The 24,920-nt window shown below is 66.5% G+C and carries 23 protein-coding genes and 1 tRNA gene; 15 read left to right on the top strand and 9 right to left on the bottom strand.

What is annotated here, in order from left to right; translation table 11 throughout:
* Positions 1–305: 305 nt before the first annotated feature.
* A complete protein-coding gene (gene acnA / locus BLS85_RS11520) occupies positions 306–2,981 on the bottom strand; it encodes an aconitate hydratase AcnA (RefSeq protein ID WP_092786414.1) in 2,676 nt (891 codons plus the stop codon).
* Between the two features lie 423 nt (positions 2,982–3,404).
* Between acnA and BLS85_RS11525 the strand changes: the two genes are divergently transcribed.
* The 7 genes from BLS85_RS11525 (at position 3,405) to BLS85_RS11555 (ending at position 11,939) form a co-directional block, all read left to right on the top strand.
* Complete coding sequence (locus BLS85_RS11525; protein WP_092786416.1) at positions 3,405–4,217, top strand: ABC transporter ATP-binding protein; 813 nt, start codon at positions 3,405–3,407, stop codon at positions 4,215–4,217.
* Entirely contained in the window at positions 4,217–6,178 is a 1,962-nt protein-coding gene (locus BLS85_RS11530; RefSeq protein WP_092786418.1) for a long-chain fatty acid--CoA ligase, read from the top strand. Before BLS85_RS11525 ends, BLS85_RS11530 begins: the two co-directional genes overlap by 1 nt.
* Positions 6,179–6,271: 93 nt before the next feature.
* Positions 6,272–7,159, top strand: coding sequence for a branched-chain amino acid ABC transporter permease (locus BLS85_RS11535; RefSeq protein ID WP_092786420.1), 888 nt, complete (start codon positions 6,272–6,274; stop codon positions 7,157–7,159).
* Positions 7,160–7,192: 33 nt separating this feature from the next.
* On the top strand, positions 7,193–8,359 hold the full coding sequence (locus BLS85_RS11540; RefSeq protein WP_092786421.1) for a branched-chain amino acid ABC transporter permease: 1,167 nt from the start codon (positions 7,193–7,195) through the stop codon (positions 8,357–8,359).
* A 73-nt stretch (positions 8,360–8,432) separates the two neighbouring features.
* Positions 8,433–9,677 (top strand): ABC transporter substrate-binding protein, encoded by a 1,245-nt coding sequence (locus tag BLS85_RS11545; RefSeq protein WP_092786423.1) that lies wholly within the window; start codon positions 8,433–8,435, stop codon positions 9,675–9,677.
* A gap of 118 nt (positions 9,678–9,795) precedes the next feature.
* Positions 9,796–10,650 carry an ABC transporter ATP-binding protein gene (locus BLS85_RS11550; protein ID WP_092786425.1) on the top strand — a complete coding sequence of 285 codons (855 nt, stop codon included), beginning with the start codon at positions 9,796–9,798 and terminating at the stop codon, positions 10,648–10,650.
* A 47-nt stretch (positions 10,651–10,697) separates the two neighbouring features.
* Positions 10,698–11,939, top strand: coding sequence for a phenylacetate--CoA ligase family protein (locus BLS85_RS11555; protein WP_092786427.1), 1,242 nt, complete (start codon positions 10,698–10,700; stop codon positions 11,937–11,939).
* 12 nt (positions 11,940–11,951) lie between these two features.
* On the opposite strand, the gene cutA is transcribed toward BLS85_RS11555, so the two are convergent.
* From cutA to BLS85_RS11590, 6 genes are all read right to left on the bottom strand, one after another.
* Entirely contained in the window at positions 11,952–12,278 is a 327-nt protein-coding gene (gene cutA, locus BLS85_RS11560; RefSeq protein ID WP_245699196.1) for a divalent-cation tolerance protein CutA, read from the bottom strand.
* A 297-nt stretch (positions 12,279–12,575) separates the two neighbouring features.
* Positions 12,576–12,881, bottom strand: coding sequence for a ribbon-helix-helix domain-containing protein (locus tag BLS85_RS11570; protein ID WP_342729457.1), 306 nt, complete (start codon positions 12,879–12,881; stop codon positions 12,576–12,578).
* Entirely contained in the window at positions 12,878–13,516 is a 639-nt protein-coding gene (locus BLS85_RS11575; protein WP_092786429.1) for an alpha/beta family hydrolase, read from the bottom strand. Before BLS85_RS11575 ends, BLS85_RS11570 begins: the two co-directional genes overlap by 4 nt.
* 11 nt (positions 13,517–13,527) lie before the next feature.
* Positions 13,528–13,917 (bottom strand): TfoX/Sxy family protein, encoded by a 390-nt coding sequence (locus BLS85_RS11580; protein WP_092786431.1) that lies wholly within the window; start codon positions 13,915–13,917, stop codon positions 13,528–13,530.
* The gene (locus BLS85_RS11585; protein WP_092786433.1) at positions 13,917–14,294 is read right to left on the bottom strand and encodes a DUF2794 domain-containing protein; all 378 of its coding nucleotides are present in this window, start codon (positions 14,292–14,294) and stop codon (positions 13,917–13,919) included. Before BLS85_RS11585 ends, BLS85_RS11580 begins: the two co-directional genes overlap by 1 nt.
* A gap of 162 nt (positions 14,295–14,456) precedes the next feature.
* On the bottom strand, positions 14,457–14,843 hold the full coding sequence (locus BLS85_RS11590) for a hypothetical protein (protein ID WP_092786435.1): 387 nt from the start codon (positions 14,841–14,843) through the stop codon (positions 14,457–14,459).
* Positions 14,844–15,018: 175 nt separating this feature from the next.
* On the opposite strand from BLS85_RS11590, the gene BLS85_RS11595 reads away from it, so the two are divergent.
* From BLS85_RS11595 to BLS85_RS11615, 5 genes are all read left to right on the top strand, one after another.
* Positions 15,019–15,630, top strand: coding sequence for a thioredoxin family protein (locus BLS85_RS11595; protein WP_342729458.1), 612 nt, complete (start codon positions 15,019–15,021; stop codon positions 15,628–15,630).
* A gap of 99 nt (positions 15,631–15,729) precedes the next feature.
* Positions 15,730–16,494 (top strand): tetratricopeptide repeat protein, encoded by a 765-nt coding sequence (locus BLS85_RS11600; protein WP_176793640.1) that lies wholly within the window; start codon positions 15,730–15,732, stop codon positions 16,492–16,494.
* Positions 16,495–16,497: 3 nt separating this feature from the next.
* Complete coding sequence (locus BLS85_RS11605) at positions 16,498–17,841, top strand: outer membrane protein assembly factor BamB family protein (RefSeq protein ID WP_092786441.1); 1,344 nt, start codon at positions 16,498–16,500, stop codon at positions 17,839–17,841.
* Between the two features lie 41 nt (positions 17,842–17,882).
* The gene (gene der / locus BLS85_RS11610) at positions 17,883–19,343 is read left to right on the top strand and encodes a ribosome biogenesis GTPase Der (protein ID WP_092786443.1); all 1,461 of its coding nucleotides are present in this window, start codon (positions 17,883–17,885) and stop codon (positions 19,341–19,343) included.
* Positions 19,344–19,363: 20 nt separating this feature from the next.
* Positions 19,364–19,888 (top strand): hypothetical protein, encoded by a 525-nt coding sequence (locus BLS85_RS11615; protein ID WP_143027169.1) that lies wholly within the window; start codon positions 19,364–19,366, stop codon positions 19,886–19,888.
* A gap of 27 nt (positions 19,889–19,915) precedes the next feature.
* Here BLS85_RS11615 and BLS85_RS11620 read toward each other — a convergent pair whose 3' ends face one another.
* Positions 19,916–20,851, bottom strand: a complete 936-nt coding sequence (locus tag BLS85_RS11620) for a DMT family transporter (protein ID WP_092786446.1) — start codon at positions 20,849–20,851, stop codon at positions 19,916–19,918.
* Positions 20,852–21,491: 640 nt separating this feature from the next.
* Between BLS85_RS11620 and BLS85_RS11625 the strand changes: the two genes are divergently transcribed.
* Positions 21,492–21,737, top strand: coding sequence for a hypothetical protein (locus BLS85_RS11625; protein ID WP_092786448.1), 246 nt, complete (start codon positions 21,492–21,494; stop codon positions 21,735–21,737).
* Between the two features lie 187 nt (positions 21,738–21,924).
* Here the strand turns inward: BLS85_RS11625 and BLS85_RS11630 are convergent.
* Positions 21,925–22,001: transfer RNA gene (locus tag BLS85_RS11630), tRNA-Arg, on the bottom strand.
* A 194-nt stretch (positions 22,002–22,195) separates the two neighbouring features.
* On the opposite strand from BLS85_RS11630, the gene BLS85_RS11635 reads away from it, so the two are divergent.
* Entirely contained in the window at positions 22,196–22,768 is a 573-nt protein-coding gene (locus BLS85_RS11635; protein ID WP_092786450.1) for a peroxidase-related enzyme, read from the top strand.
* A 46-nt stretch (positions 22,769–22,814) separates the two neighbouring features.
* Positions 22,815–24,641, top strand: a complete 1,827-nt coding sequence (locus BLS85_RS11640; RefSeq protein WP_092786452.1) for a S49 family peptidase — start codon at positions 22,815–22,817, stop codon at positions 24,639–24,641.
* Positions 24,642–24,920: the final 279 nt, after the last annotated feature.

Here is a 24,920-nt window from a genome sequence, read left to right on the forward strand (position 1 = left end):
TGACCACGGAGAAGTCGGTCGCCTCGTCCGATGCTATCGGCGGCTCAATGGATACAGCTCGGGCTGTTCCATTCTGTTTGTATTGTATTCTCACGGCATCACAGCTTGATAAGTTCCCTGGCGGTGGACGGTGACCCGTAGGTTGGGGTGAGGCGCTGCGCGCCGAACCCCAACGTGAAGGCCCTCAACGTGAAGGCCGGTGTTGGGGTTCGCTTTGCTCACCCCAACCTACACGTTCGCGAACGGATCATGCGGTGCATCCGCCGCCGCGCTTGCAGCGGTCGGACGCCCCCGACGACCGCGGCTTATGCCGCCGCCAGCGACCGCAGCACGTACGGCAGAATGCCGCCATTCCGGAAGTATTCGAGCTCGTCCAGGGTATCGATGCGGCAGGTCGTGACCACGTCCACCGTGGACCCGTCGGCGCGGGTGATCGTCGCCGTCACGTCCTGACGCGGCTGGATGTCGGCCACGCCGGTGATGGTAAAGGTCTCGGATCCGTCCAGGCCCAGGGTCTGGCGGGTGGTGCCCTCCTTGAACTGAAGCGGCAGCACGCCCATGCCGACGAGGTTGGAGCGGTGAATGCGCTCGAAGCTCTCGGCGATCACCGCCTTTACGCCCAGCAGCACCGTGCCCTTGGCGGCCCAGTCGCGGGACGACCCTGTGCCGTACTCCTTGCCGGCCACGACCACCAGCGGCACGCCTTCGCCCTTGTAGGCCATGGCAGCGTCATAGATCGGCATGACGTCGCCCGCCGGCATGTGCTTGGTCACGCCGCCTTCGCTGCCCGGCACCATCTCGTTCTTGATGCGGATGTTGGCGAAGGTGCCGCGCATCATGACTTCGTGGTTGCCCCGGCGCGAGCCATAGCTGTTGAAGTCCTTGACCGGGATCTGATGGCCCTGCAGGTAGCTGCCGGCGGGACTGTCGCCCTTGATCGACCCGGCCGGCGAGATGTGGTCGGTGGTCACGCTATCCGCCAGCAGGGCCAGCGGCCGCGCGTCGACGATGTCGGTCGGCGGCTTGGGGGTCATGTCCATGCCCTCGAAATAGGGCGGGTTGCGGACATACGTGGACCCCGGCGCCCAGGCGTAGGTCTCGCCCTCGGCCACGGCGATGGCCTTCCACTGGTCCGGCCCGTCGAAGACATTGCCGTAGCGGGCGTTGAACATCTCGGCCTTGACGTTGGCGGTCACCGCGTCGGCGACCTCCCGCGCGCTTGGCCAGATGTCCTTGAGGAAGACCGGTTGGCCGTCCGAGCCGGTGCCCAGCGGCTCGTTGAACAGGTCCTTGGTCATCGACCCGGCGATGGCGTAGGCCACCACCAGGGGCGGCGAGGCGAGGTAGTTGGCGCGGACGTGCGGGCTGATGCGGCCCTCGAAGTTGCGATTGCCCGACAGCACGGCGGAGGCGACGAGCCCGTTGTCGTCGATGGCGGCGGCGATGGGCGCGTCTAGCGGGCCGCTGTTGCCGATGCAGGTGGTGCAGCCGTAGCCGGCCAGGGTGAATCCGAGAGCGTTCAGCGGCTCCTGAAGACCAGCCTTTTCCAGGTAGTCCGTGACCACCTGGGAGCCGGGGGCCAGCGAGGTCTTCACCCACGGCTTGCGGCTCAGGCCCTTCTCGACGGCCTTCTTCGCCAGCAAGCCGGCGGCCATCAGCACCGACGGATTCGAGGTGTTGGTGCAGGAGGTGATGGCCGCGATGACCACGTCGCCGTCGGACAGGCTGTAGTCGGCGCCCTCCACCGGGGCGGAGCGCGGCGTGTCCTGCCGGGCCATGTCCTTGAGGGCCTGGGCGAAGGCTCCGGCGGCGTCGGACAGCGCCACCCGATCCTGCGGCCGGCGCGGGCCGGCCAGCGAGGGCTCGACGTCCCCCAGATCCAGTTCCAACGTGTCGGTGTAGAGCGGGTCCGGCGTGCCCTCGTCGTGCCACATGCCCTGGGCCTTGGCGTAGGCCTCGACCAGTTCGACCTGTTCGGCATTGCGGCCGGTGTCGCGCAGATAGCGCAGGGTCTCGGCGTCGATGGGGAAAATGCCGCACGTGGCCCCGTACTCGGGCGCCATGTTGGCGAGGGTGGCGCGGTCGGCCAGCGGCATGCTGGCCAGGCCGGGCCCGAAATATTCCACGAACTTGCCGACCACGCCCCGGGCGCGCAGCATCTGCGTGACCGTCAGCACCAAGTCGGTGGCCGTGGTGCCTTCCTTCAGCGAGCCGGTCAGCTTGAAGCCGACGACCTCGGGGATCAGCATGGAGACCGGCTGGCCCAACATGGCCGCCTCGGCCTCGATGCCGCCCACACCCCAGCCCAGCACGCCCAGGCCGTTGACCATCGTCGTGTGACTGTCGGTGCCGACCAGGGTGTCGGGATAGGCGACCTCGGCGCCGGTCTGGTCCGGGCTGGTCCAGACGGTGCGGGCCAGATACTCCAGGTTCACCTGATGGCAGATGCCCACGCCCGGCGGTACGACGCGGAAGTTGTCGAACGCCTTCTGGCCCCAGCGCAGAAAGGCGTACCGCTCGCCGTTGCGCTCGAACTCCAGGTCGATGTTGCGTTGCAGGGCGTCACTGCTGGCGTAGTGATCCACCATGACCGAGTGGTCGATGACCAGATCGACCGGCGACAGCGGGTTGATCCGTTTCGGATCGCCACCCAGGGCGGTCATGGCCTCGCGCATGGCCGCCAGATCGACCACCGCCGGCACGCCGGTGAAGTCCTGCATCAGCACGCGTGCCGGCCGGTAGGCGATTTCCCGGGTCGAGGACCGGGTCTCCAGCCAAGCCGCCACGGCCTTGATGTCATCCACGGTGACGCTGCGGCCGTCTTCGTGGCGCAGCAGGTTTTCCAGCAGCACCTTCAGGGAAAAGGGCAGGCGAGAGAGATCGCCCAACCCGGCCTCGGGCAACGCGAAATAGTCCACGCGGCGCGAGCCGACCGACAGCGTGCGACGGGTCTTCAGGGTGTCCTGACCGGTGGCTCCCACGGGCGTCCTCCATCGATGTGATGATATCCTGGCAGAGAAGAGAAAGCGGCGGCGGGCGTCGCGCCCGCAGGATCGAGGCTGTCCCCGACCCTGTATCATGTGGTGCGCGGCCCGCTTACCGCATCCCCCGGGGCGTGTCCAGTCGCCGATTCGCGCAAAAAACGGAAAACACGAAAAAGCCTCACGATTCGTTTTGTTGGAGAGTTTCCGTAGCGGCATCAAAGAGTTCCGAGGTTGCGGTAGGGGGCGCTCGCAGTATCAGTAAATTCAAGGATTTGAGATGCTTGACCCCGACGTCGGAAGCGGGGTAACAACGCGATCAGCGGGCCAGCATAGACCCCGTGAACTGGGTCCCACGTTAGCTAAGCGGACCGCGAACGCGGCCACAGTAGAGATCCAGGTATTAGGGAGGAACGAAGAGGGATGTCCGAGGAGACGGCCATCCTCGAGGTGCGGGGCGTGTCCCTGCAGTTCGGGGGCGTGCGTGCGTTGTCCGACGTCACGTTTTCGGTTACCAAGGGTGAGTTGTTCGCCATCATCGGCCCGAACGGCGCCGGCAAGACCTCGATGATGAACTGCATTTCGGGGCGTTATACGCCGACCGAGGGGCGTGTCCATTTCAAGGGGCGTGACGTCACCGGGTTGAAGCCGAACAAGCGCGCGGATCTGGGCATCGGCCGGACGTTCCAGAACCTGGCGCTGTTCGGGCATATGAGCGTGCTCGACAACATCATGGTGGGCCGTCATCACCTCTTGAAGAATAACTTCATGAGCGGCGCGCTTTACTGGATCGGTGGCGCGCAGAAGGAAGAACTCAACCACCGCCGCACGGTCGAGGACATCATCGACTTTCTTGAGATTTCGCACATCCGCAAGGCCATGGCCGGTACGCTGTCCTACGGCCTGCGCAAGCGGGTGGAGTTGGCGCGCGCGGTGGCCCTGAAACCCGACCTGATTCTTCTGGACGAGCCGATGGCCGGCATGAACCTGGAGGAAAAGGAGGACATGGCCCGCTTCATCATCGACCTGAATGAAGAGTGGGGCATGTCGGTCATCATGATCGAGCATGACATGGGCGTGGTCATGGACATCTCGCACCGGGTGGCCGTGCTGGATTTCGGCCAGAAGATCGCCGAGGGCCTGCCCGACGAGATCATGAGCAACCCGCGCGTCAAGACCGCCTATCTGGGCGAGGATGACGACGTCGCGGCCGGGGCCGGGCAGGAGGTGGCCTGATGGCGCGCAAACGCAACCAGAAGATGACGCCGGAATTCGGCGATATCGCGCGTTACGACACGTTCCCGAAGCTGCTGGCCTATAATGCCCGCGAGCACGGCCGCGAGATCGTGATGCGCGAGAAGGAATTCGGCATCTGGAACGAATTCACCTTCGCCGATTATCAGCGCAAGGTACGCCAGTACGCCTTGGGCCTGCGCGCCATGGGGATCGAGCGCGGCGAATGTGTCGGCCTGCTGGGCGCCAATCGGCCGGAATGGGTGTGGGGCGAGGTGGCCGCGCATGCCATCGGCGCGACATCGCTGGGCATCTACAAGGACGTGCTGGGTGAAGAGGCCGCGTATCTCATCCATTACGCCGAGATCAAGGCGATCCTCTGCGAGGATGAGGAGCAGGTCGACAAGCTGCTTGAACTCGGCGACGACATCCCGACCGTCAAGGTCATCGTGTACTGCGATCCGCGCGGCATGCGAAAATACGACGATCCGCGCCTGATGTCGGAGGAAGACCTGTGCGCCAAGGGTGACGCCCTGGACCGTGAACAGCCGGGTCTGTACGACGCTGAGGTGGAGCGGGGCGCGCCCGAGGATGTCTCGATTCTCTGCACCACGTCCGGTACCACCAGCAAGCCCAAGCTGGCCATGCTGCAGTCGGGGCCGTTCCTGAAGCACTGTCTGGACTACCTGAACGCCGACCCGAAGTGCCCCGGCGACGACTACGTCTCCGTTCTGCCGCTGCCGTGGATCATGGAGCAGGTCTACGTCGTCGGCCAGCAGCTCATCGCCCGCAACATCATCAACTTCGTCGAGGAAGAAGAGACGACCATGGCCGATCTGCGCGAGATTGGCCCGACCTTCGTTCTTCTGGCGCCGCGTGTCTGGGAAAGCATCGCCGCCGAGATCCGCGCGCGGATGATGGACAGCACACCTTTCAAGCGGTTCATGTACGATCTGGGCACCAAAATGGGCCTGAAGGCCCTGGAGACCAAGAAGCGGTCCTGGTTGGCGGATTTCATCCTGTTCCGCGCCTTGCGGGACCGCTACGGCTTCTCTTTTCTGACCTCCGCCGCCACCGGCGGGGCCGCGATGGGGCCGGAGACGTTCAAGTTCTTCCACGCCATGGGCGTGCCGCTCAAGCAGTTGTACGGCCAGACCGAACTGGCCGGCGCCTATACCATCCACCGCAACGACGACATCGACCCCGAGACCGTCGGCGTGTCCTTCGATCAGGCCGAGGTGCGGATCAACGATCCGGACGAGGAGGGCGTGGGCGAGATTGTCGGCCGCAGCGAGGGCATGTTCCTGGGCTATTTCCGGAACCAAGAGGCGACCGACGTCGACAAGCGCGACGGCTGGATGTACACGGGCGACGCTGGCTACATCAATAAAAAGAACGGTCACCTGGTGGTCATCGACCGGGTGAAGGACTTGGCGAACACCTCTATGGGTGTGCGGTTCTCGCCGCAGTACATCGAGAACAAGCTGAAGTTCTCGCCGTTCGTGGCAGAGGCCGTCATCCTGGGCCGCGACCTGCCGTACCTTGCGGCGATGATCTGCATCCGCTGGTCCATCGTTTCCAAGTGGGCGGAGCAGAAGGGGATTTCTTTTACCAACTACACCAACCTGTCAGCGCGTCCCGAAGTCTACGGTCTGCTGCGCGAAGAGGTGGAGCGGGTGAATGAAACCCTTCCCGAGGCCCAGCGCATTCGCAAGTTCCTATTGCTCTACAAGGAACTGGACCCGGATGACGGCGAGTTGACCCGCACGCGAAAGGTGCGGCGCGGCGTGATCGCGGAAAAATACGCGCGGGAAATCGAGGCCATCTATTCCGGCCAGGATGCCATCGACGTGGACACGACGATCACCTTCCAGGACGGCAGCACCGCGCGCATCCAGACCACGCTGAACGTCGAGACCCTGTTGCCGCCGGAGGGGCCACCCGACCAGCAGGCGGCGGAGTAGGAGCGCATCCTGTCGGGCGGAGAGGCGCTCCGATCCGGCAACAGAGCCAGAAAAGCCCACCTCAAAAAAACACGGGCATTAGGGAGGACCGGGATGGACCTGTTCTTTCAGCTACTGATCAACGGGATCATTGTCGGCACGCTGTATGGTGTGGTGGCGATGTGTTTCGTGTTGATCTACAAGTCCACGCAGGTGGTCAACTTCGCCCAAGGTGAGTTCCTTCTGGTGGGCGCCTGGATCTGCTGGTCCATATTGATCGCGTTCGAAATCCCGTTCGTGTTCGGGTTCCTGCTGACTCTGGCCTTCATGGCCGCGCTGGGCATCTTCATTCAGATGGTGGTGCTCAGGCCGATGATCGGGGAGCCGATCATCTCGGTCATCATGGTGACCATCGGGCTGTCGATCTTCATGCGCGCCTTTTCCAACTGGGTGTTCGGGCAGGATACGGTCGGGTATCCGGACGTGTTCGGCGCCAGTTCGATCAACATCGGGGGCCTTCAGGTCCAGCCGGCCTATATCATGAGCTTCGTCATCTCGATCATCATCATGGCCGGATTCTTCTACTTCTTCCGCTACAGCCGCCATGGTCTGGCCATGCGCGCCACCGCCTTCAATCAGCAGGTGGCGCAGTCGCTGGGTATCTCGGTCAAGCATGTGTTCGCCATGGCCTGGGCCATCTCGGCCATGGTCTCGGCGCTGGCCGGCGTCGTGGTGGGCATGGTCAACGGCGTGTCATCGGCGTTGTCCTTCATCGGCATCAAGGTGTTCCCGGCGGTCATCCTGGGCGGCCTGGACTCCATCGTCGGCGCCGTCGTGGGCGGGTTGATCGTCGGCGTGCTGGAGAACATGGCGGAGTACGTCGACGGCCAGTTTCTGTACTGGGGCAACATGCTGACCATCGCGCCGTTCTGGGTGCTGATCATCATTCTGGTGATCAAGCCCTACGGTCTGTTCGGCACCAAGGATATCGAGCGCGTCTAGGCTCGCGGGCGACAGAAAGGAGGAGACCCGATCATGGCCACCCAGAGCCTGCGTCCGTGCGGCGATTTCCGGACCACCTATCGGCAGGACACGGCGATCTTCGACACCTTCAACAGCCGCTGGGCGATGATCCTGTTCCTCGCGCTGCTGTACGTGATGGTGCTGGTTCCGATTCTGGCGCCGGGCGTGGAAGAAACTCCGGTGCTGAGCACGCTGTTCGGGCCGTTCTACAACGCCCAGTACCTCAGCCTGGCGATCCAGGCGTGCTATTGGGGCATCGCGGCCCTGGGCCTGAACATCTTGGTCGGGTTCACCGGGCAGATCTCGCTGGGGCACGCCGCGTTCTTCGGCATCGGCGCCTTCGGTTCGGCGTACCTGAACAACACGTACGGGATCCCGGTCATCCTCTCGATCCCTCTGGCCGGACTGATCGCCGCCGCGGTCGGCCTGCTGTTCGGCAGCCCGGCGGCGCGCATCAAGGGCCTGTACCTGGCCATCGCCACGCTGGCCGCCCAGTTCATCATCGAGGACCTGTTCATCCGCGTGGACTGGTTCACCGGCGGCTCCTATGGATCGCTCGCCAACACCGTGGAACTGCCCGGCTACGATTTCTCGGCCGGCGAATGGGTCACGCTCTTTGCGTTCGACACCGACCCGAAATTCTTCCTGTTCGCGCTGACGGTGACCATCGTCATGTACGTTATGGCGGCGAACCTGATGCGCAGCCGCGACGGCCGGGCGTTCATTGCCGTGCGCGACCATTACCTCTCGGCCGAGGTGATGGGCATCAACCTGACCAAGTACCGGATCCTGTCGTTCGGCATCTCGTCGTTCTACGCCGGCATTGGTGGTGCCCTGTACGGGCACTACCTTGGCTTCGTCTCGGCCGAGGGCTTCACCATCCTGCTGTCGATCCAGTTCCTGGGAATCATCATCATCGGCGGCCTGGGGTCGGTCATGGGCGCCATTCTGGGCACCATCTTCATGGTGCTGCTGCCCGAGGTCATGGCGGGCGGCGTGGACATCATTGCCTCGACCGATTGGGGCAATACCCCGATGATCACCAACGGGCTGGCCTTCTTCAAGGAGATGGCCATCGGCGCGGCGATCATCCTGTTCCTGATTTTCGAGCCCGACGGGTTGGCCCACCGGTGGCGCCTCATCAAGGCGTACTGGAAGCTGTACCCGTTCTCGTACTAGCCTATCCGGTCGGTGTCAGCCGGCTGCCAACAACACGAAAACCGTACACAACGGAACCTGGAGGAAACAAACCATGCGCAAGACATTCACCCTCGCCTGCGCCACAAGCCTGGGCATCATGGCTGCGGCCAGTACCGCCGCGCAGGCCGAGGACTCGGTCTTCGTTGGCCACCTGATGGACATCACCGGGGCGACCGGCTTCGTCGGCAAGCTTTACGGCCCGGCCGTGCGCGACGCCGTTGCCTACATCAACGCCAACGGTGGTATCGATGGAACGACCATCGAGATGGACAGCGTCGACTACGCCTATGAGGTCCCGCGCGCCATTTCGTTCTATAAGAAGTGGACCCAGAACGACATGGTGGCCCTGCAGGGCTGGGGCACCGGTGACACCGAGGCGCTGATCAGCTTCGTCGCCAAGGATGAAATCCCGGTCTGGTCCGCCTCGTATTCCGGCCACCTGACCGACCCGACCGGCATCAATCCGAACACCCAGAAGCCGGCGCCGTACAACTTCTTCTACGGCCCGTCCTACTCCGACGGCTGCCGCGCCCTGGCGCAGTGGGCCATGGAGGACTGGGAAGCCAGCGGGGGCGAGGGTACGCCGAAGTTCGTCCACACCGGCGACAACCACCCGTACCCGAACGCGCCGAAGGAGGCCTGCGCCGCCTACGCCGAGGAGTTGGGCTTCGAGGTGCTGCCGCCGGTCGTTGTGTCGCTGAAGCCGGGTGACTTCAAGGCGCAGTGCCTGACCATCCAGGAGAACGGCGCCAACTACGCCTACATCGGCAACCTGGGTCCGTCGGTGGTCTCGCTGTTCAAGTCCTGCGACACGGTCGGTACCGACGTGCAGTTCATGGCCAACATCTGGGGCGGTGACCGCAAGACCATGGAAGCCATCGGCGACAGCGAGCGCAGCCTGATCTTCGTGGCCGCCAACGCCTTCTGGAACGACGACGCGCCGGGCCTTGAGACGGTGCGCGCCATCTCCGAAATGGCTGATCCGGACGTCGATTTCCGCACCCACCACTATATCCGTGGCATCTGCACCGCCTACTACATGAAGGAGGCGATGGAGTGGGCCAAGGAAAACGGCGGCATCACCGGCCCGAACATCAAGCAGGGCATGTACGCCCGCACCGACTGGGTGCCCGAGGGCATGGAGGGTGTTTGCATTCCGTCGACCTGGACCGAGACGGACCATCGCGGCACGATGACCGTGAACATCTACCGCGGCACCAACGTCGACGGTGAGGTGGGCATCGAGCGCGTCACCCAGACCACCCTGCCGCGTCGCGATGACTGGCTGGGCTGGTAGGACCATCCGAGTGGACGCCGCCGGTCCGGTGCGACCGGCCGGTGGCGTCCGCCACGGCTTTCTGCCTTTCCCGTTCCTTCCCTTTTCCTGACGCCTTTCCCTTCGCGAGGACCGTGCCATGGCCCACGCCGCCGCCGCCGAAACGACCGCCCCCCCCGCCGCGACCGCGCCCGCGCGCGAACCGATCCTGTCGGTCAACAACATTGAGGTGGTCTACGACGACGTCATCCTGGTGCTGCGCGGCGTTTCGCTGGACGTGCCGGAGGGCGAGGTCGTCACTCTTCTCGGCCCCAACGGGGCGGGCAAGACAACCACGCTGAAGGCCATCTCTGGTCTGTTGCGCACCGAGAACGGCGAGGTGACGCGCGGCGAGGTGCGCTTCATGGGCGAGAACATCGCCAACATGGCCCCCGAGCAGATCGTGCGGAAGGGCATCTTCCAGGTCATGGAGGGCCGGCGCATCGTCGAGGACATGACGGTCGTCGAGAACCTGCGCCTGGGGGCCTACACCCGCAAGGACGGCGGCGCGGCGGTCAAGCGCGACCTGGAGATGGTGCTCGACTACTTCCCGCGCTTGCGCGAGCGCACCGGGTTGGCCGGGTATCTGTCCGGCGGCGAGCAGCAGATGTTGGCCATCGGCCGCGCCATGATGGCCCGACCGAAACTGATCCTGCTGGACGAGCCGTCGATGGGTCTGGCGCCGCTGCTGGTCAAGGAGGTGTTCGGCATCATCCGCAAGCTGAACAAGGAACTGGGCATGACCACGCTCCTGGTGGAGCAGAACGCCAAGATGGCCCTGGGCGCGGCTTCCTTCGGCTACATCATGGAATCCGGCAAGATCGTCATGGACGGCGAACAGCAGGACCTGCTGGACAACGAGGACGTCAAGGAATTCTATCTCGGCGGCGGCGGCGAGCACCGCAAGTCGTTCAAGAACCTGAAGTCCTACAAGCGCCGCAAGCGCTGGTTGTGACGCGCGCAAGCCGCCCGACCGTTTTCCCGAACCACGGATCGCGCCCCATGGATCATTTCGACCATCTGGAAACCCGTCCCCAGGCCCAGCGCGAGGAAGAGGACTTCGCCGCGCTGCCGGGCTTGATCGCCCTGGCGAAGGGCGGCACCGCGCACTTCGGCCGCCTGCTCGCCGATGTCGATCCGGATACGGTGACGGACATGGCCGCGCTGGCGAAGTTGCCGGTGACGCGCAAGAGCGACCTGATCCGGTTGCAGGCGGACGAGCCGCCGCTGGGTGGGCTGGTTTCCGACTGGGGCGGCATCGGCCGCATTCTCCAGTCCCCGGGGCCGATCAATGATCCCGAGGGCGCGCGCGTCGGCTACTGGCGTCTGGGCCGGGCGCTGTTCGCCGCCGGTTTCCGGCGCGGCGACATGGTGCAGAACTGCTTTTCCTACCACTTCACCCCGGGCGGCTGGATCTTCGACGACGGCTGCCGGGCGCTGGGCTGTCCCGTCTTTCCCGCCGGCGTCGGCAACACCGAACAGCAGGTCCACGCCATGGCCGGCCTGGGCGTGGTGGGCTATGTGGGCACGCCGTCGTTTCTGCGCATCATCCTGGAAAAAGCGGCGGAGATGGGCGTGGTGGTGCCGAAGCTCGCCAAGGGACTGGTCTCAGGCGAGGCCTTCCTGCCGCCGCAGCGCGCCGCCTTCCGCGATGCCGGCATTCACGTCCATCAGTGCTACGCCACGGCCGATCTGGGCCTGATTGCCTACGAGAGCCCGGGGCCGGACGGGGCCGTCGAGGGCATGATCGTGGACGAGGGCGTGCTGGTGGAGATCGTCCGCCCCGGCACCGGCGATCCGGTGCCGCCGGGCGAGGTGGGCGAGGTCGTCGTGACCACCTTCACCCCCGAATACCCGCTGATCCGCTTCGCCACCGGCGACCTGTCGGCGGTGCTGCCGGGCGAGAGCCCATGCGGGCGCACCAACATGCGCATCAAGGGCTGGATGGGCCGCGCCGACCAGACCACCAAGGTCAAGGGCATGTTCGTCCATCCCGAGCAGGTGGCCGAGGTGCTGAAACGCTTCCCGGCAGTGACCAAGGGCCGGCTGGTGGTCAGCCATGACGCCCACAGCAACGACGTGATGACGTTGCGGTGTGCCTGCGCTCCCGACGACGCCCTGGCCGGCAAGATCGGCGAGGCGGTGCAGGCGGTCACCAAGCTGAAGGGTGTGATCGAGTTTGTGGACGAGGGCGCCCTGCCCAACGACGGCAAGGTGATTGAGGACGCCCGCAAGTACGATTGAGGCGCGTTCAGATCAGCCCTGAGGCCCCGTCTGTTCCCCGATCCACTGCAGGAACGCAGGGTTGCCGCCGTCGATGGGCAGGGCGACCGCGCACGGGCAGTCATACGCGTGCAGGGCCTTGACCCGCTCGACCAGAGCGTCGACCTGCGCGCGCCGGGTCTTGGCGAGGAACGCGACCTCCTGATCCTCCTGGGTGCGGCCCTCCCACTCGAACACGGAGGTCATCGGCCCCAGCACGTTGACGCAGGCGGCCAGCCGGTCGGCGACAAGGGCGTGGCCAATGCGCACCGCCTCATCGTGCGATCCGGCGGTCATGTAGACCAGACAGTATTCTTGCAATGGACTCCTCCCGGCGGCCTGCCTACCATGCCGTCATGAGCGCGCGTCCCTCAGCCCGAGAAACGGACAGCGCCCCCGCCGACCCGGACCCGGGCTCCAGCGTGGGCGGTTCGGCCGTGCCCGTCAAGCGACCAGTCCCGAGGCCGAGCAAGGCGCAGCGCGCCTACCTCGCGCGCGGCCTGGACCAGCCGGGCGGCAAGCTGCCCCTATTCGACCACAACGGCCGCCGCGTCAGCGCCCGCACCGTTCAGGCCTGTCTCGATAACGGTTGGGCCGAATCCTGGTTCGCAAACCCTCTCAAACCCGACTGGCAGGTGTGTCGGTTGACGGCAGAGGGTCGCCGGGCGGCGGGGGAGTCGTAGGGTCGACGAGACGAGATTGGGCGCGCCACCACGTCAGGATATGCACTCGCAGGGCGCTGGACAGGTTTCCGGGTCCGGAGGCTGGCTCCACCGCGCGCCGGGCGTCCACCTCGGTCACGATGTCGGCCACGGCGCGGCCCTCGGCGCGGGCGATGTCCGCCAGCGCGTCCCAGAACGCGTCCTCCAGCGACACGCTGGTGGGATGCCCGGCGATGACGATGGAGCGCTTGCGGATCGTCACGTCCTGGCTCCGGTCGGATCGCGGATGAAGGCAAGGCTGGCCGCCACGGCCTCGGCGATGGCCTGGGCGTGCGTGCGGCCGGACGCCTTGCGGGGCTTGAAGCCGTGATCGCCGTCCTCCAGCCAGCACAGGCGAATGCCCGGGGCCAGTGTCGCCGCCGCGACGGCATCGGGTCCGCCCATGGGATCGCGCGTACCCTGGCAGAACAGGGCCGGCGTGCGCAGCGCGGCCAGATGGGCGGTGCGGGTCCGCTCCGGCTTGCCCGGCGGATGGAACGGATAGCCCAGGCAGAGCAGGCCGCGCGTGCTCTCGGCGTCGGCGACCAGGGAGGCCATGCGCCCGCCCATGGATTTGCCGCCGATCACCACCCGCTCGGCCGGTCCATGGGCGGCGATCATGTGCCGCCATGTGTCGAGCAGCACCGCCTCCCGATCCGGCGGCCGGCGTCGGCCATCGGCGCGCCGCGCCGCCATGTAGGGAAACTCGAACCGGATCACGCGGACCCCGCCGTCGGCAAGGCCCCGGGCCACGTCGGTCATCCAGTCGGAGTCCATCGGTGCCCCGGCCCCATGGGCCAGCAGCAGCCGCCACCCGTTCGGCGGGCCATCCATGAGCGTCGGCGTTTCGTTCGGCATGCGGCGTCCGCTTAGCTCTGTGTCCCGGCGCGGGCGCGTTTGCCCGCCTCCCAGGCCTTGCGTCCCCAGTCCGCCAGCAACTCCTCGTCATCCAGCACCGCCGGAGGCAGGCGCCGGAAGCTCGTCGCCGCCAGCGTGGCCCCGCCGGGCGGCTCGAAGGGATCGACGCCACCGTCGGGCTCGGCCTCCAAGTCATCGGCCTCGGCCGCGTCATAGTCGGCGCGGGTGCGGGCGTCGACCCGAAACAGCGCCACACCGTCCTGAATCAGACCGAACAGCGTGTCCTGAAGATACAGGCCGATCACCCCGTCTCCGCCCTGCCGGATCTCGACACCGCCCATGGCCGCGCGGAAAAGGGGAAGCACGGCCTCGGCGATCCTCGCGGAGTCGGATCCGGTCATCAGGATGTGCCCCCCATGCGCAACGACGCCGCCAGGCCGGGTCGGTCGAACACGGCGAGGGCTTCAATCAGACTGGTGCTCTGGGACAGGGTCTCGCGTCCGGCCATCACGGTGAACTGGACGTCCGGCGGTATTAGGCTGGCCGTTCTGGGCGCGCCCTTGAGTTGCTTGGTGATGATGAACGCGGGCCGCTCAAAGCTGCTGCGGAAAACGGCGAAGCGGGCGGTGCCGTCGTGCTGGTCGATGGCGTAATCCCGCCATTCGCCCCGCATGACGCGCCGGCTGTACAGCGACAGCAGAGCATTCATCTCCGACCGGGAAAAGTGAACATGGGGAGCGCCGCGCCTGTATTCGACAAGACGGACAATCTTCGACATGGGCCTTCCAGTGCTTCCCTGGTCCCGTCCAATCGGTATGTCGTATCGGGAACGTCACCGTTCCCACCGTCTCATAATGGAGCCGACGACGGGGCATTGTCCGTCGAGTCGGCGGGCCTGTCGAGCCGAATCTGACGCTTTCGAAATGGCTCGGGCGGGCGGCTATCGCTGGCCCGGCATGGGGCCGACCATCGGGCCGGCAATATCGCGGGAACTGAGGACATGGCGTGGGTCGCTGACCAGGCGGGCATCCTCGCCGGGGATCGGCTCGTCATAACAGGTGATGGCGCCGATGGAGTTGTAGCAGAACAGGCGGGTTTCGATCGGAGTATTGGCCGGCAATGGCTGGACGCAGTAATACCCGCCCGTCGAGTATCGCACGATGGAGCAGTCGTGCCCCGTCACCAGACCCACGACATGGTCGGGAATGGACTTGTCCGTGGTCACGACGGAGACGGCATTGATCGCGGCCGAGCCCGCCACGACGGGGTTGCTGGCCACATCGACCAGGCCCTCGCATCCGGCCAGGGCCAGAAGCCCGGCGGCCATTGCGATTGATCCGGAAAGCGGACGGCTGCACCGGCTGCGTCCGGTCCGTCGCGCGCGTACACGGTTCATGGATGTTCGATCCCGTTGCTCGGCACACACGGCCGTTTGCCCGTGCCGGTGACAGGGCCCGCATTGCACACGGGCCTTCGGCATCCTAAGTGCGGAGCGGTTAAGGATGGCTGAATCCGTCCGCCCTGACCTGTTCCACCCCGACCGGAGGTTCAGAACGACCATGGCCGTGCACACTCCCATCTGCGATTTCGGTTGGTCCGCGCCGGACTTTGCCCTCCCCGCGACCGATGGCCGCACCTTGACGCTGGCTGATATCCGGGGTGAACGGGGCACTCTGATCGTCTTCATCTGCAATCACTGCCCCTATGTGAAAGCGGTGATCGATCGTCTGGTCCGCGATGCCCACGCCCTGATGGAACACGGCGTCGGCGTCGCCGCCATCTGTTCCAACGACCCGGTCCAGTACCCGGATGACTCGTTCGATAACATGGTTCGGTTCGCCGCCGAGCACGGGTTTCGTTTTCCCTATCTGCACGACGCGGATCAGCAGGTTGCCCGCGCCTACGACGCCGTGTGTACGCCCGACTTCTTCGGGTTCGACGCCGAATTGGGCCTTCAGTATCGGGGCCGTCTCGATTCCTCGGGCAAACAGCCGGCCGCGCCGGACGTGCGCCGCGAACTGTTCGAGGCCATGACGGGGGTCGCCGAGACCGGTCAGGGGCCGCGGGAGCAGACGCCGTCCATGGGGTGTTCGATCAAGTGGAAGGCCGCCTGATGCCCCGCCGCGCGCGTTGCCTTCGCCGCGCCGGCTGACTATGGTGTGCCACCGGTCGCCGAGACGGCACCGATGCTTATCCGCGCGAAGGAGACAGTCGTGGCGAAATCGGCCAGGAACGCGGGCGGCGGCGGGACGCCGCCCTCTGCTCCAGAGGATCTGGACCCGGCCCAGGAGGCCCTGTTCCGCGAGGTCGAGGAGGACCTGCGCGCGGAGCAGATGCGCAAGCTCTGGCAGCGCTTCGGGGGCTATGTCATCGGCGCGGCCGTGCTGGTCGTGGTCGTGGTCGCCGGGTTCCAGGGCTGGACCGCGTGGCAGGCGTCCGTGCGCGCCGACGAAGCCCAGCGCTTCTACGCCGCCGTGGAAGGAACCGACACCGACGCCGCCGCCGCGCGCGCGGCACTGGGCGCGCTGGCTTCGGACGGCCGGACCGGATACGCCACACTGGCCGCGCTGCGCAACGCCACCGCGCTGGCGCGGGATGGCGACACCGTGGCGGCCATCGCCGCCTACGACGCGCTGTCCGGAGATGGAGGCAGGGCGGCCCCGGTGCGGGATCTGGCCGCCATGCTGGCGGCCCTGTACGCCATGGACGAGGAGCCGGCTGGGTCGGTGCGCGGCCGTCTGACGCCCCTGACGGCGGATGACAGTCCGTGGCGGTTCATGGCGCTGGAGATGCTGGCCCGTCTGGATATGCGCGAGGGCGACATGGCCACGGCCGTCCAGATCTTCGCGGACCTGAGCCAGAACCGCAATGCGCCGACCGGCGTGCGCGCCCGCACCTCCGAAATGCTGGCCATGATCGGCCACGGCCCGGGTCCCGGCGCGACCGGCGGGGCTTCTGAACCGGATGCCGGGGGCTGAACCATGGGGCAGGCCATCACACGTTGGATTAGCGTTCTGTCCGTCGGGGCCGTGACGCTGGTTCTGGCCGGGTGCGGGTGGTGGGGCGCCGACACCGACGACCCGCTGCCCGGCAGGCGGATCAGCGTGCTGGAGCAGGAGGTGCGCCTGTCGCCGCCGGTCACCGCGAGTCCGAGCGAGGTCCGCTTGCCGCCGCCGGCGCCGAACGACGACTGGCCCATGGCCGGCGGTTACGCCAATCACGCCATGCACCACATGACCCTGGCCGATGCGCCGGAGAGGATCTGGCGCACCGATATCGGCACGGGCTCCGGGTCCCGGGACGCGCTGTTGTCGGAGCCGGTGATCGGCGGCGGTCGGGTCTACACCATCGACACGGACGCCGAGGTGCGGGCGCTCGACCTGGCCACCGGGGACGTGATCTGGCGGCGTGAATTGCCGAACTCCGACGAGGAAGAGGATGACGGCGACCTTCTCAGTGGTGGGTTGGCGTACGGGGAGGATGGCCGTCTTTACGCCACCACAGGCTTTGCCAAGGTCGTCGCCCTGGACGCGGTGACCGGCGAGGAAATCTGGCGCGAGGAGGTTGACGCGCCGATCCGCGCCGCGCCCACTCTCAATAGCGGCCGGCTGTTCGTGGTCACAATCGACAACCAGACCGTCGCCCTGGCCGCTCAGGACGGGCGCAAGCTGTGGACGCATGCCGGCTCGCCGGAGACCGCCAGCCTGCTCGGCGCGCCGGCGCCGGCCGTCGATCAGGGTACGGTGATCGTCGCCTATTCCTCCGGCGAACTGTACGCGCTGCGCATTGAGACCGGGGCGGTGCTGTGGCAGGACACCGTGACCATGGTGCGGCGCACGGACGCGGCCGGGAACCTGCGGGATATCCGGGGCCGGCCGGTGATGGCCGGATCGCGCGTCTACGTCGTCGGACACAGCGGCCTGATGACGGCCATCGATCTGGCCACCGGCGAACGCATCTGGCAGGCCGAACTGGGCGGGATCGAGCAACCCTGGATCGCCGGGCGGTTCCTGTTCGTGGTGACGGCCGAGGCCGACCTCGCCGCCGTTTCGGCCGAGACCGGCAAGGTCCACTGGGTCACGCCGCTGCAACGCTGGGATGATCCCGGCGACAAGGAAGGTCCCATTGTCTGGACCGGCCCCCTGTTGGCGTCGGATCGCCTCATCGTGCCTGGCTCGAATGGCGAGATCCTGGCCGTCTCACCGTATGACGGACGCATTCTGGGGTTCGTCGAGGCCCCCGACGGCGTCACCATTCCCCCCGTCCTGGCCCAGGACACCCTGCTCGTGTTGACCGACGGCGGGGATCTGGTGGCCTATCGCTGAGGCTCGCCGGTCGCGGGCGGCCTCCCTAACTCCGAGACATCATGAGACCGCTGACCGTCGCCATCATTGGCCGGCCCAACGTGGGCAAGTCCACCCTATTCAACCGCCTTGCCGGGCGGCGGCTGGCCATCGTCCATGACCGCCCCGGCGTGACCCGCGACCGCCGCTTCGCCGACGGCCGCCTGGGCGACATGCCGCTCCGGATCGTGGATACGGCCGGGCTGGAGGAAGCGCCCGCCGACGCCCTGGAAACCCGCATGCGCCAGCAGACGGAGCGCGCGTTGGCCGAGGCCGACGTCGCCCTGATGCTGATCGACGCCCGCGTCGGGGTGACGCCGATGGACGCGCACTTCGCCCAGGTGCTGCGGGAATCGCCGACCGCGGTGGTGCTGGTGGCCAACAAGTGCGAGGGCGGCGCTGGCGAGGCCGGCCTGTACGAGTCCTTCGGGCTAGGGCTGGGCGATCCGGTGCCGCTGTCGGCGGAGCACGGCGAGGGGCTGGCGGCCCTGTTCGAGGCTCTGTTGCCGCACGAGGCGGCTTTGCATGCACGTCTTGATGTCGAACGCGAGGCGGGCGGCCACGGGCCCGGCGGCGGGGCGGATGACGCCGACATTGCGCCGGGCGATCTGGAGGCCCGCGCCGCCGCCGGCGCCGACGACGACGCCGAGGCCGAGCCCGTGGACCCCGGCCGGCCGCTCAATCTTGCCATCGTCGGTCGCCCCAACACCGGCAAGTCCACCCTGGTCAACCGCCTGATCGGCGACGACCGTCTGTTGACCGGCCCGGAAGCCGGCGTGACCCGCGACGCCATTTCCGTGGACTGGGTCCACGACGGCCGGCCGATCCGACTGGTGGACACCGCCGGTCTGCGTCGCAAGGGGCGGATTCACGAAAGCCTGGAAAAGCTGTCGGTCGCCGATACGCTCAACGCCATCCGGCTGGCGGAGGTGGTGGTGCTGATGATGGACGCGGACATGGTCATGGACCGACAGGACCTGACCATCGCCCGGCTGGTGGTGGACGAGGGCCGCGCCCTGGTGCTGGCCGTCAACAAGTGGGACGCCGCCGAGGATCGGCAGGGCACCCTGAAACGCCTGCGCGACCGCCTGGAGACCTCGTTGGCCCAGGTGCGGGGCGTGCCCTATGTCACCGTCTCCGCGCTGCAGGGCCGCAACCTGGACCGCCTGATGAACACCGTGCTGGCAACGCACGCGGTCTGGAACCAACGCATCTCCACCGGGCGCCTGAACCGCTGGCTGGCGGGCATGACCGGCGAGCATCCGCCGCCCATGGGCCAGCACGGCCGGCGCATCCGCCTGCGCTACATGACCCAGGCCAAGGCGCGGCCGCCGACCTTCGCCGTGTTCTGCTCGCGGCCCGAGGATCTGCCCGAGAGCTACTCGCGCTATCTCGTCAACGGCCTGCGCGACGCCTTTGGGTTCGAGGGCGTGCCCGTGCGCCTTCTTCTGCGCAAGAGCGAGAACCCGTATGCGAAGAGGTAGGGGGACCGGCGGTGCCGGGCATGCCGAATTCCATGGGGGCGAAGATGGGAGACAGGACACACGGCGCCACGCGTAAAGCATTGATCTATTGTTTTCCCGCCGCCTTCGTGGGCGCGTCCCTGGGGTTTCTGGTCGCGTATATCTACAGCGCCGTATTTCTGTTTTATGTCGACAGCGCGAACGCCCGCGACATCCCGGAAATCACGATGGGGTTTAGTATTTACGGCGAGTCGGTTCCCAACGTTATTTTGGGACTTGGAACGGGATTCTTCGCGATATATGGCGCATCAAGGATGGCGTCCCACGCGGACGACACCCTGGTCGCCTTGTTTTTCGCCGGTGTTTCCCTGCTGTATGTTTTGATTGGGGTTGGGGTCTGCCTTGACCAGGGATCGTTTCTGACGGCCTGGCTGTTCCCGGGTCCGCAGATCGCGTCATCGGCCGAGGCCAGTGGCGTCACGGTGGGACTCGCGGTGCTGGTGTTCCAACTGCTCGGCATCGCCGGCGGGCTGCGCCTGGGGGTTTCGTACGGCGTCGCGAAGTGAACCCGTCCGGACGGAACGGCCAAACGCTCACGACCGTCGCGCCGTGACGCGCTCGCGGTGGATGATGTACAGGCCGGAGGCGGTCAGCAGGCCGGCGCCGATCCAGGTGGAGAGCGCTGGCAGGTCGCCGAAGACGAAATAGCCCAAAATGGTGGCGTAGAGGATGTAGCTGTAGTCGAAGGGGGCCACCAGGGCCGCCGGGGCCAGGCTGAACGCCCGCACGAGGCAGAACTGGGCCAGCCCGCCGACGATGCCCAGTCCCACCAGGGCGGTCGCCTGGGGCAGGCTCGGCGGGGTCCAAACCCACAGCGCCAGGGGCAGCGCCAGCGCCAACATGATGAGGGCGTTGGTCACCGCGACCAGATTGGGCGAGACCGCCTTTCCGGCGGTGCGCAGGCTGATCATCCACAGCGCGTAGCACAGCCCGCCCAGGACGGCCCACAGTGCCTCCGGCACGAACACCGCGCCCCCGGGGCGCAACACGACCATGACCCCGATGAAGCCGACGATCACCGCGCTCCAACGGTGGAGGCCGACTGGCTCGCGCAACAGCGGGACCGACAGGGCGGTGACGATCACCGGGGCGGCGAACAGCACGGCGCCCACTTCCACCAGCGGCAGGGTCCGCCACGCCATCAGGAAACACGACAGAGCGGCGGCGCCGAGAAGGCCGGCCACCAGCAGCTTGCGCTCGGCGCCGCGCACCTGCCGCACCAGAGCCGGGCCGCCAAACGCCCATGCCAGCGGCAACAATACCAGAAGGGAGGCGGCTGCCCGGAACAGCAGGATCTGAGCCACGGGGAAACTGGTCGTCAGGGCCTTGGCGAGGGTGTCCATCACCGAGAACAGCGCCACCGCCATCAGCATGAACAGGATTCCGGCCAGTGGTGCGTCGCCGGACGGTGGAGTCGCTCGACCTGCCGACGGAGAGGCGGGGAGGCGGGAGGCGGCGGGCGTCTGCATGCGGGCTCCTTGAACACGAACACGGCGGGCATGGTATCGGCCGTGCCTCTGGTCCTGTGTCTATCAAGCGCGAGGCAGTCTGGCCATGCGGGCCGTTCCTTGTTGGGCGGACGGGGCGGGTGTCGGTGGTCGGCCTGTTTCGGGGGGGGGGGGATTCCGGAGGCAGCGGCGGGACCGACCCTTTCGGGAGGTGCCAAATGAAACGATATATCAAATATTCTGTTCCAATATCTGTTCTGGGGTTCATTAAACTGTTTGGGTGTTAATCGGCTCGCGTTGCGGTGCAGCAATCGCGCTGTTGGCCGAATTCCGCAGAAATGCGTTTGTTTGGGCTTGTGTTTTTTTCGCTGTCAGGCATACTTGCTTTGTCAAAGCCAATGGGGAGGCTTGGTTTTGTATAAAACACAATGGTTCGTTCGGCGGTTCGCTCCTTCCAAGGGAGGAGACGGAAGAGAGTAGGGAGCCAAACGAAACGCCAAACGGAGGGGGCGTCACGCGCAACATGAAAGCGGGAGCCATGAATACGGGTGCCTTGAAGAAAGCATCATCGGGGCCGCTGCCGTCTCACGACAGGTCTTACGATAGGAAGGCCGGTCATGGGTCGTCCGGAATGCGAGGCCGCGGTGCGGTGTTTGGGGCGATGCGCCCCCTGTCCGCCGTGGCCAACGGGTTCCATGTGGACCGTGTTGGGGAGCGCCACGACGTCGACTCGTTCGCAGGCAACGCCGAGCCGGCTATGACCGACGTTCTGAATGAGCCGATCATTCTCACCCTCATGCGCCACGACGGCGTTGATATGGACTCGCTTCAGCATCTGATCCACGAGGCGGGCAATGACCTGTTGCGTCGCCGGGACGAGGCGGAGGACGCCGAGCGGGATATCTGAACGCTGCCCGCCACGGTCTATTGATCGCACCCGGCCCGTTTCCTGATCCGGTTCCCCTGAGAGGATAGGGGGAGGTGGATCGGGAAACGGGCCGGTGTCGTTTTGCGCTGCGCGCGGTCAGGGCGCCCCTGTCCGGCCGTCAGCGGATCGGCGAGTTGACCGCATGTCGCGAATGTCAGGAAGAAGATGGCGCGCCCGAAGGGATTCGAACCCCTGACCTTCGGCTCCGGAGGCCGACGCTCTATCCAGCTGAGCTACGGGCGCATTGGCGATGATGGCGGCGCGTTGTCGCGCCTCACCGCAAGGGGCGTGACCCTAGCCCATCGGTGGTCGCCGCGCAACGCCCTGTTTGATCTGTCTGCGCGGTGATCGTGGTTTGGCGCGCGGCGCGTCTCGGCTACATTGCCTCCTTCATTGATGGATGTCATTGACGCATCAGAGCCGAAGGAGAGCGGATCATGCCTCAGCCCGATCACATCACCCGCCTGGATATTCCGGATCGCTGCGCGAACGAGGCGGACCTTCAGGCCTATTTCGACAAATGCACCGAGAAACTGGGGCTGGTTCCCAACGTTTTGCGGGCCTACACCGGCAATCCTGCCAAGCTGCGCGCGTTCGGCCAGTTCTACAACACGCTCATGCTCGGCGAGTCGGGGCTGTCGAAGCTGGAGCGCGAAATGATTGCGGTTGTGGTGAGTTGCGCCAACCACTGCTACTATTGTCTTGTCGCGCACGGACAGGCGGTGCGGTCGCTGTCCGGCGACCCGCAGCTTGGCGAGATGATGGTGATGAATTATCGTGTGGCGGAGTTGCCGCCGCGCCGGCGGGCCATGCTGGACTTCGCCTGGGCGCTGACGGTGACGCCGCAGGAAATCGGGGAGGCCGACCGGCAACGCCTGCGTGACGTGGGCTTTTCGGACGACGACATTTTCGATATCTGCGATGTGGCGGCGTTCTTCAACTACACCAACCGCATGGCGCACGGTACCGAGATGATCCCCAACGCCGCCTACCACGCCATGGACCGCTGATCCCGGCGCGACGCGGGTCGCGCCCCGTCAAGGGAGCCCCTCCGGCATGTTTCGTTTCCTGGGCAAGATGATCCTGTGGCTGCTGGCGATGGTCGGCGCGTCGGTGGTGGTCGGCACGGTGGTCGCGGTCCTCATCCTGCCCCGCATGATCGGCGAACCGCTGGCCTTGCCGGACGATATCGTTCTGACCGTGGACCTCGATCAGGCCATTGCCGAGGGGCCGGAGGAGCCGGCGTGGTTTCCGGGCGCCGGCGGGGGTGACGAGATTGCCTTGCGCACGTTGCTCGACGGCCTCGAACGCGCGGCCACCGATGATCGGGTGAAGGGGCTTGTGGCGCGTGTGCGCACGCCGTCCATGGGACTGGCTCAGGCGCAGGAAGTCCGCGACGCCGTGCATGCGTTCCGGGCCAACGGCAAACCGACCTACGTCTATGCCGACACCATGCCGGCGGCCGGCCGGGGGACGTTGGCGTACTATCTGGCCTCCGCGTTCGGCGAGATCTGGATGCAGCCCTCGGGTGAGGTCGGGCTGGTCGGCGTGGCCATGGAGCTTCCGTTCGCCGCCGCCGCCTTGGAGGACTGGGGCATCGCCTTCGACGTCTCGGCGCGCCATGAATACAAGGGGGTGCTGGCCGGGCTTTCGGAGGAGGAGATCCCGCCACCGGTGCGGGAGAACATGAGCCGGTTGGTGGCCTCGTGGTTCGATCAGATTCAGGCCGGCATCTCGGCGGCGCGGGATATTCCGCTTGAGGATTTGAGCCGGATGATCGACCGGGCGCCTCTGCTGGTGGACGAGGCCGTTGCCGGTGGGCTGGTGGATCGGGCGGCCTATGCCGATGAATTCCGCGATGGTCTTTCGGCCACCTTGGGCGACCATTCGCGTCTGTCCCTGAGCGAGTACTTGGAGCGGCGCGACGATGAAGAGCCGCCCGAGGCGCGCCGCATCGCCCTGATCCACGGGGTTGGAATGGTTCTGCCGGGCGGAGGGTCGGATACGCCCGAGTTCGGTGTCACGGACGGGTTGAGGGCCCGGGATTTGGCCGACGCCGTCCGCGCGGCGGTGAAGGACGAACGCGTGGCGGCCATCGTTCTGCGCCTGGATAGTCCGGGCGGGGATTACGTGGCCGCCGACACCGCCCGGCGCGCGGTGGCGCAGGCGCGCGACTCCGGGACACCGGTGATCGTGTCCATGGGCAATACCGTGGCGTCCGGCGGCTACTTCATTGCCCTTGAGGGGGATCACGTTCTGGCGTCGCCGGGCACGATCACAGGGTCCATCGGTGTGGCTGCGGGCAAGCCGGTTGCGCGCGACCTTTGGGCGGAATTGCGGGTCAACTGGGCGCGTCTGGCCGAGGGCCGCAACGCCGCGATGTGGAGCCTTAATTCGCCGTTCTCCCTGTCCGCGCGGCAGGCGCTGGACCGGCGGCTGGACGCGGTCTATGCGGATTTCGCGGCCCGGGTTGGGGCCGCGCGCGGCCTGGAGGGCGCGCGCCTCGACAGGGCGGCGCGGGGGCGGGTCTTCACCGGCGCCGACGCCGTGGACATGGGGCTGGTGGATCAGATCGGTGGATTGGGCGACGCCCTGCGGGTGGCCCGCGACGCGGCCGCCCTGCCGGCCGACGAGCCGGTGGTGGTGGCGCCCTATCCGGCGCCCCTGGATCCTCTGGATCGCCTGAAGCGCCTGCTGGAGGCCCGGGGCGTGCCGGGGTTGGCAACCGCTGTCTCCGGCATGACGGAGAGCGATCTGAGGGCGCTGGCGCGGTTGCTGGGCGTGATGCGCCCGCTGTTGTCCTTGATCAACGATCCGGCCGGGTCGCCACCGACCGGGATGTCCCTGCTGTATGACGAGGCATGGCGTTTCAACCCGAGATAGCTCCATGCGCTCCGTGCGCGGTCCGTCTGTGTGACGCTCCCATGAGATGGCACCCAAGTGCCTTGACGGTGAGCCGTGCTGCGCTACCGTTCCGGCTGTCAGGCGCTTTCTGTGGGCTTGGAGAGGCCCACGGACGCTTGTTTCCGGGCGGTGCGCGTCCCACTTGCCATGGATTGGTCTTTTTTTCGTGAAATGACCGAGGGCGCACCAGCCGCCGGACGTGCTCTGAGCGCACGCTGACGGTTGGCGCGAGAAGACTGTCCGCCGGGGGCGCCGAGG

The sequence above is a fragment of the Rhodospira trueperi genome (assembly GCF_900101965.1).
GTDB classification, from domain to species: Bacteria; Pseudomonadota; Alphaproteobacteria; order Rhodospirillales; family Rhodospirillaceae; genus Rhodospira; species Rhodospira trueperi.

What these genes read in the sequence shown, in the direction of transcription:
- BLS85_RS11525 (WP_092786416.1), top strand. Translation starts at nt 3,405, where the DNA reads ATGTCCGAGGAGACGGCCATCCTCGAGGTGCGGGGCGTGTCCCTGCAG.
- BLS85_RS11590 (WP_092786435.1), bottom strand. Translation starts at nt 14,843, where the DNA reads ATGGCCGCCGGGCTTCTGGCCCTGGCCGGATGCGAGGGCCTGGTCGAT.
- BLS85_RS11595 (WP_342729458.1), top strand. Translation starts at nt 15,019, where the DNA reads ATGGCTGAATCCGTCCGCCCTGACCTGTTCCACCCCGACCGGAGGTTC.
- BLS85_RS11530 (WP_092786418.1), top strand. Translation starts at nt 4,217, where the DNA reads ATGGCGCGCAAACGCAACCAGAAGATGACGCCGGAATTCGGCGATATC.
- BLS85_RS11625 (WP_092786448.1), top strand. Translation starts at nt 21,492, where the DNA reads ATGCGCCCCCTGTCCGCCGTGGCCAACGGGTTCCATGTGGACCGTGTT.
- BLS85_RS11540 (WP_092786421.1), top strand. Translation starts at nt 7,193, where the DNA reads ATGGCCACCCAGAGCCTGCGTCCGTGCGGCGATTTCCGGACCACCTAT.
- BLS85_RS11580 (WP_092786431.1), bottom strand. Translation starts at nt 13,917, where the DNA reads ATGACCGGATCCGACTCCGCGAGGATCGCCGAGGCCGTGCTTCCCCTT.
- BLS85_RS11535 (WP_092786420.1), top strand. Translation starts at nt 6,272, where the DNA reads ATGGACCTGTTCTTTCAGCTACTGATCAACGGGATCATTGTCGGCACG.
- der (WP_092786443.1), top strand. Translation starts at nt 17,883, where the DNA reads ATGAGACCGCTGACCGTCGCCATCATTGGCCGGCCCAACGTGGGCAAG.
- BLS85_RS11555 (WP_092786427.1), top strand. Translation starts at nt 10,698, where the DNA reads ATGGATCATTTCGACCATCTGGAAACCCGTCCCCAGGCCCAGCGCGAG.
- BLS85_RS11635 (WP_092786450.1), top strand. Translation starts at nt 22,196, where the DNA reads ATGCCTCAGCCCGATCACATCACCCGCCTGGATATTCCGGATCGCTGC.
- BLS85_RS11615 (WP_143027169.1), top strand. Translation starts at nt 19,364, where the DNA reads ATGCCGAATTCCATGGGGGCGAAGATGGGAGACAGGACACACGGCGCC.
- BLS85_RS11575 (WP_092786429.1), bottom strand. Translation starts at nt 13,516, where the DNA reads ATGCCGAACGAAACGCCGACGCTCATGGATGGCCCGCCGAACGGGTGG.
- BLS85_RS11620 (WP_092786446.1), bottom strand. Translation starts at nt 20,851, where the DNA reads ATGCAGACGCCCGCCGCCTCCCGCCTCCCCGCCTCTCCGTCGGCAGGT.
- BLS85_RS11585 (WP_092786433.1), bottom strand. Translation starts at nt 14,294, where the DNA reads ATGTCGAAGATTGTCCGTCTTGTCGAATACAGGCGCGGCGCTCCCCAT.
- BLS85_RS11605 (WP_092786441.1), top strand. Translation starts at nt 16,498, where the DNA reads ATGGGGCAGGCCATCACACGTTGGATTAGCGTTCTGTCCGTCGGGGCC.
- BLS85_RS11545 (WP_092786423.1), top strand. Translation starts at nt 8,433, where the DNA reads ATGCGCAAGACATTCACCCTCGCCTGCGCCACAAGCCTGGGCATCATG.
- BLS85_RS11550 (WP_092786425.1), top strand. Translation starts at nt 9,796, where the DNA reads ATGGCCCACGCCGCCGCCGCCGAAACGACCGCCCCCCCCGCCGCGACC.
- BLS85_RS11640 (WP_092786452.1), top strand. Translation starts at nt 22,815, where the DNA reads ATGTTTCGTTTCCTGGGCAAGATGATCCTGTGGCTGCTGGCGATGGTC.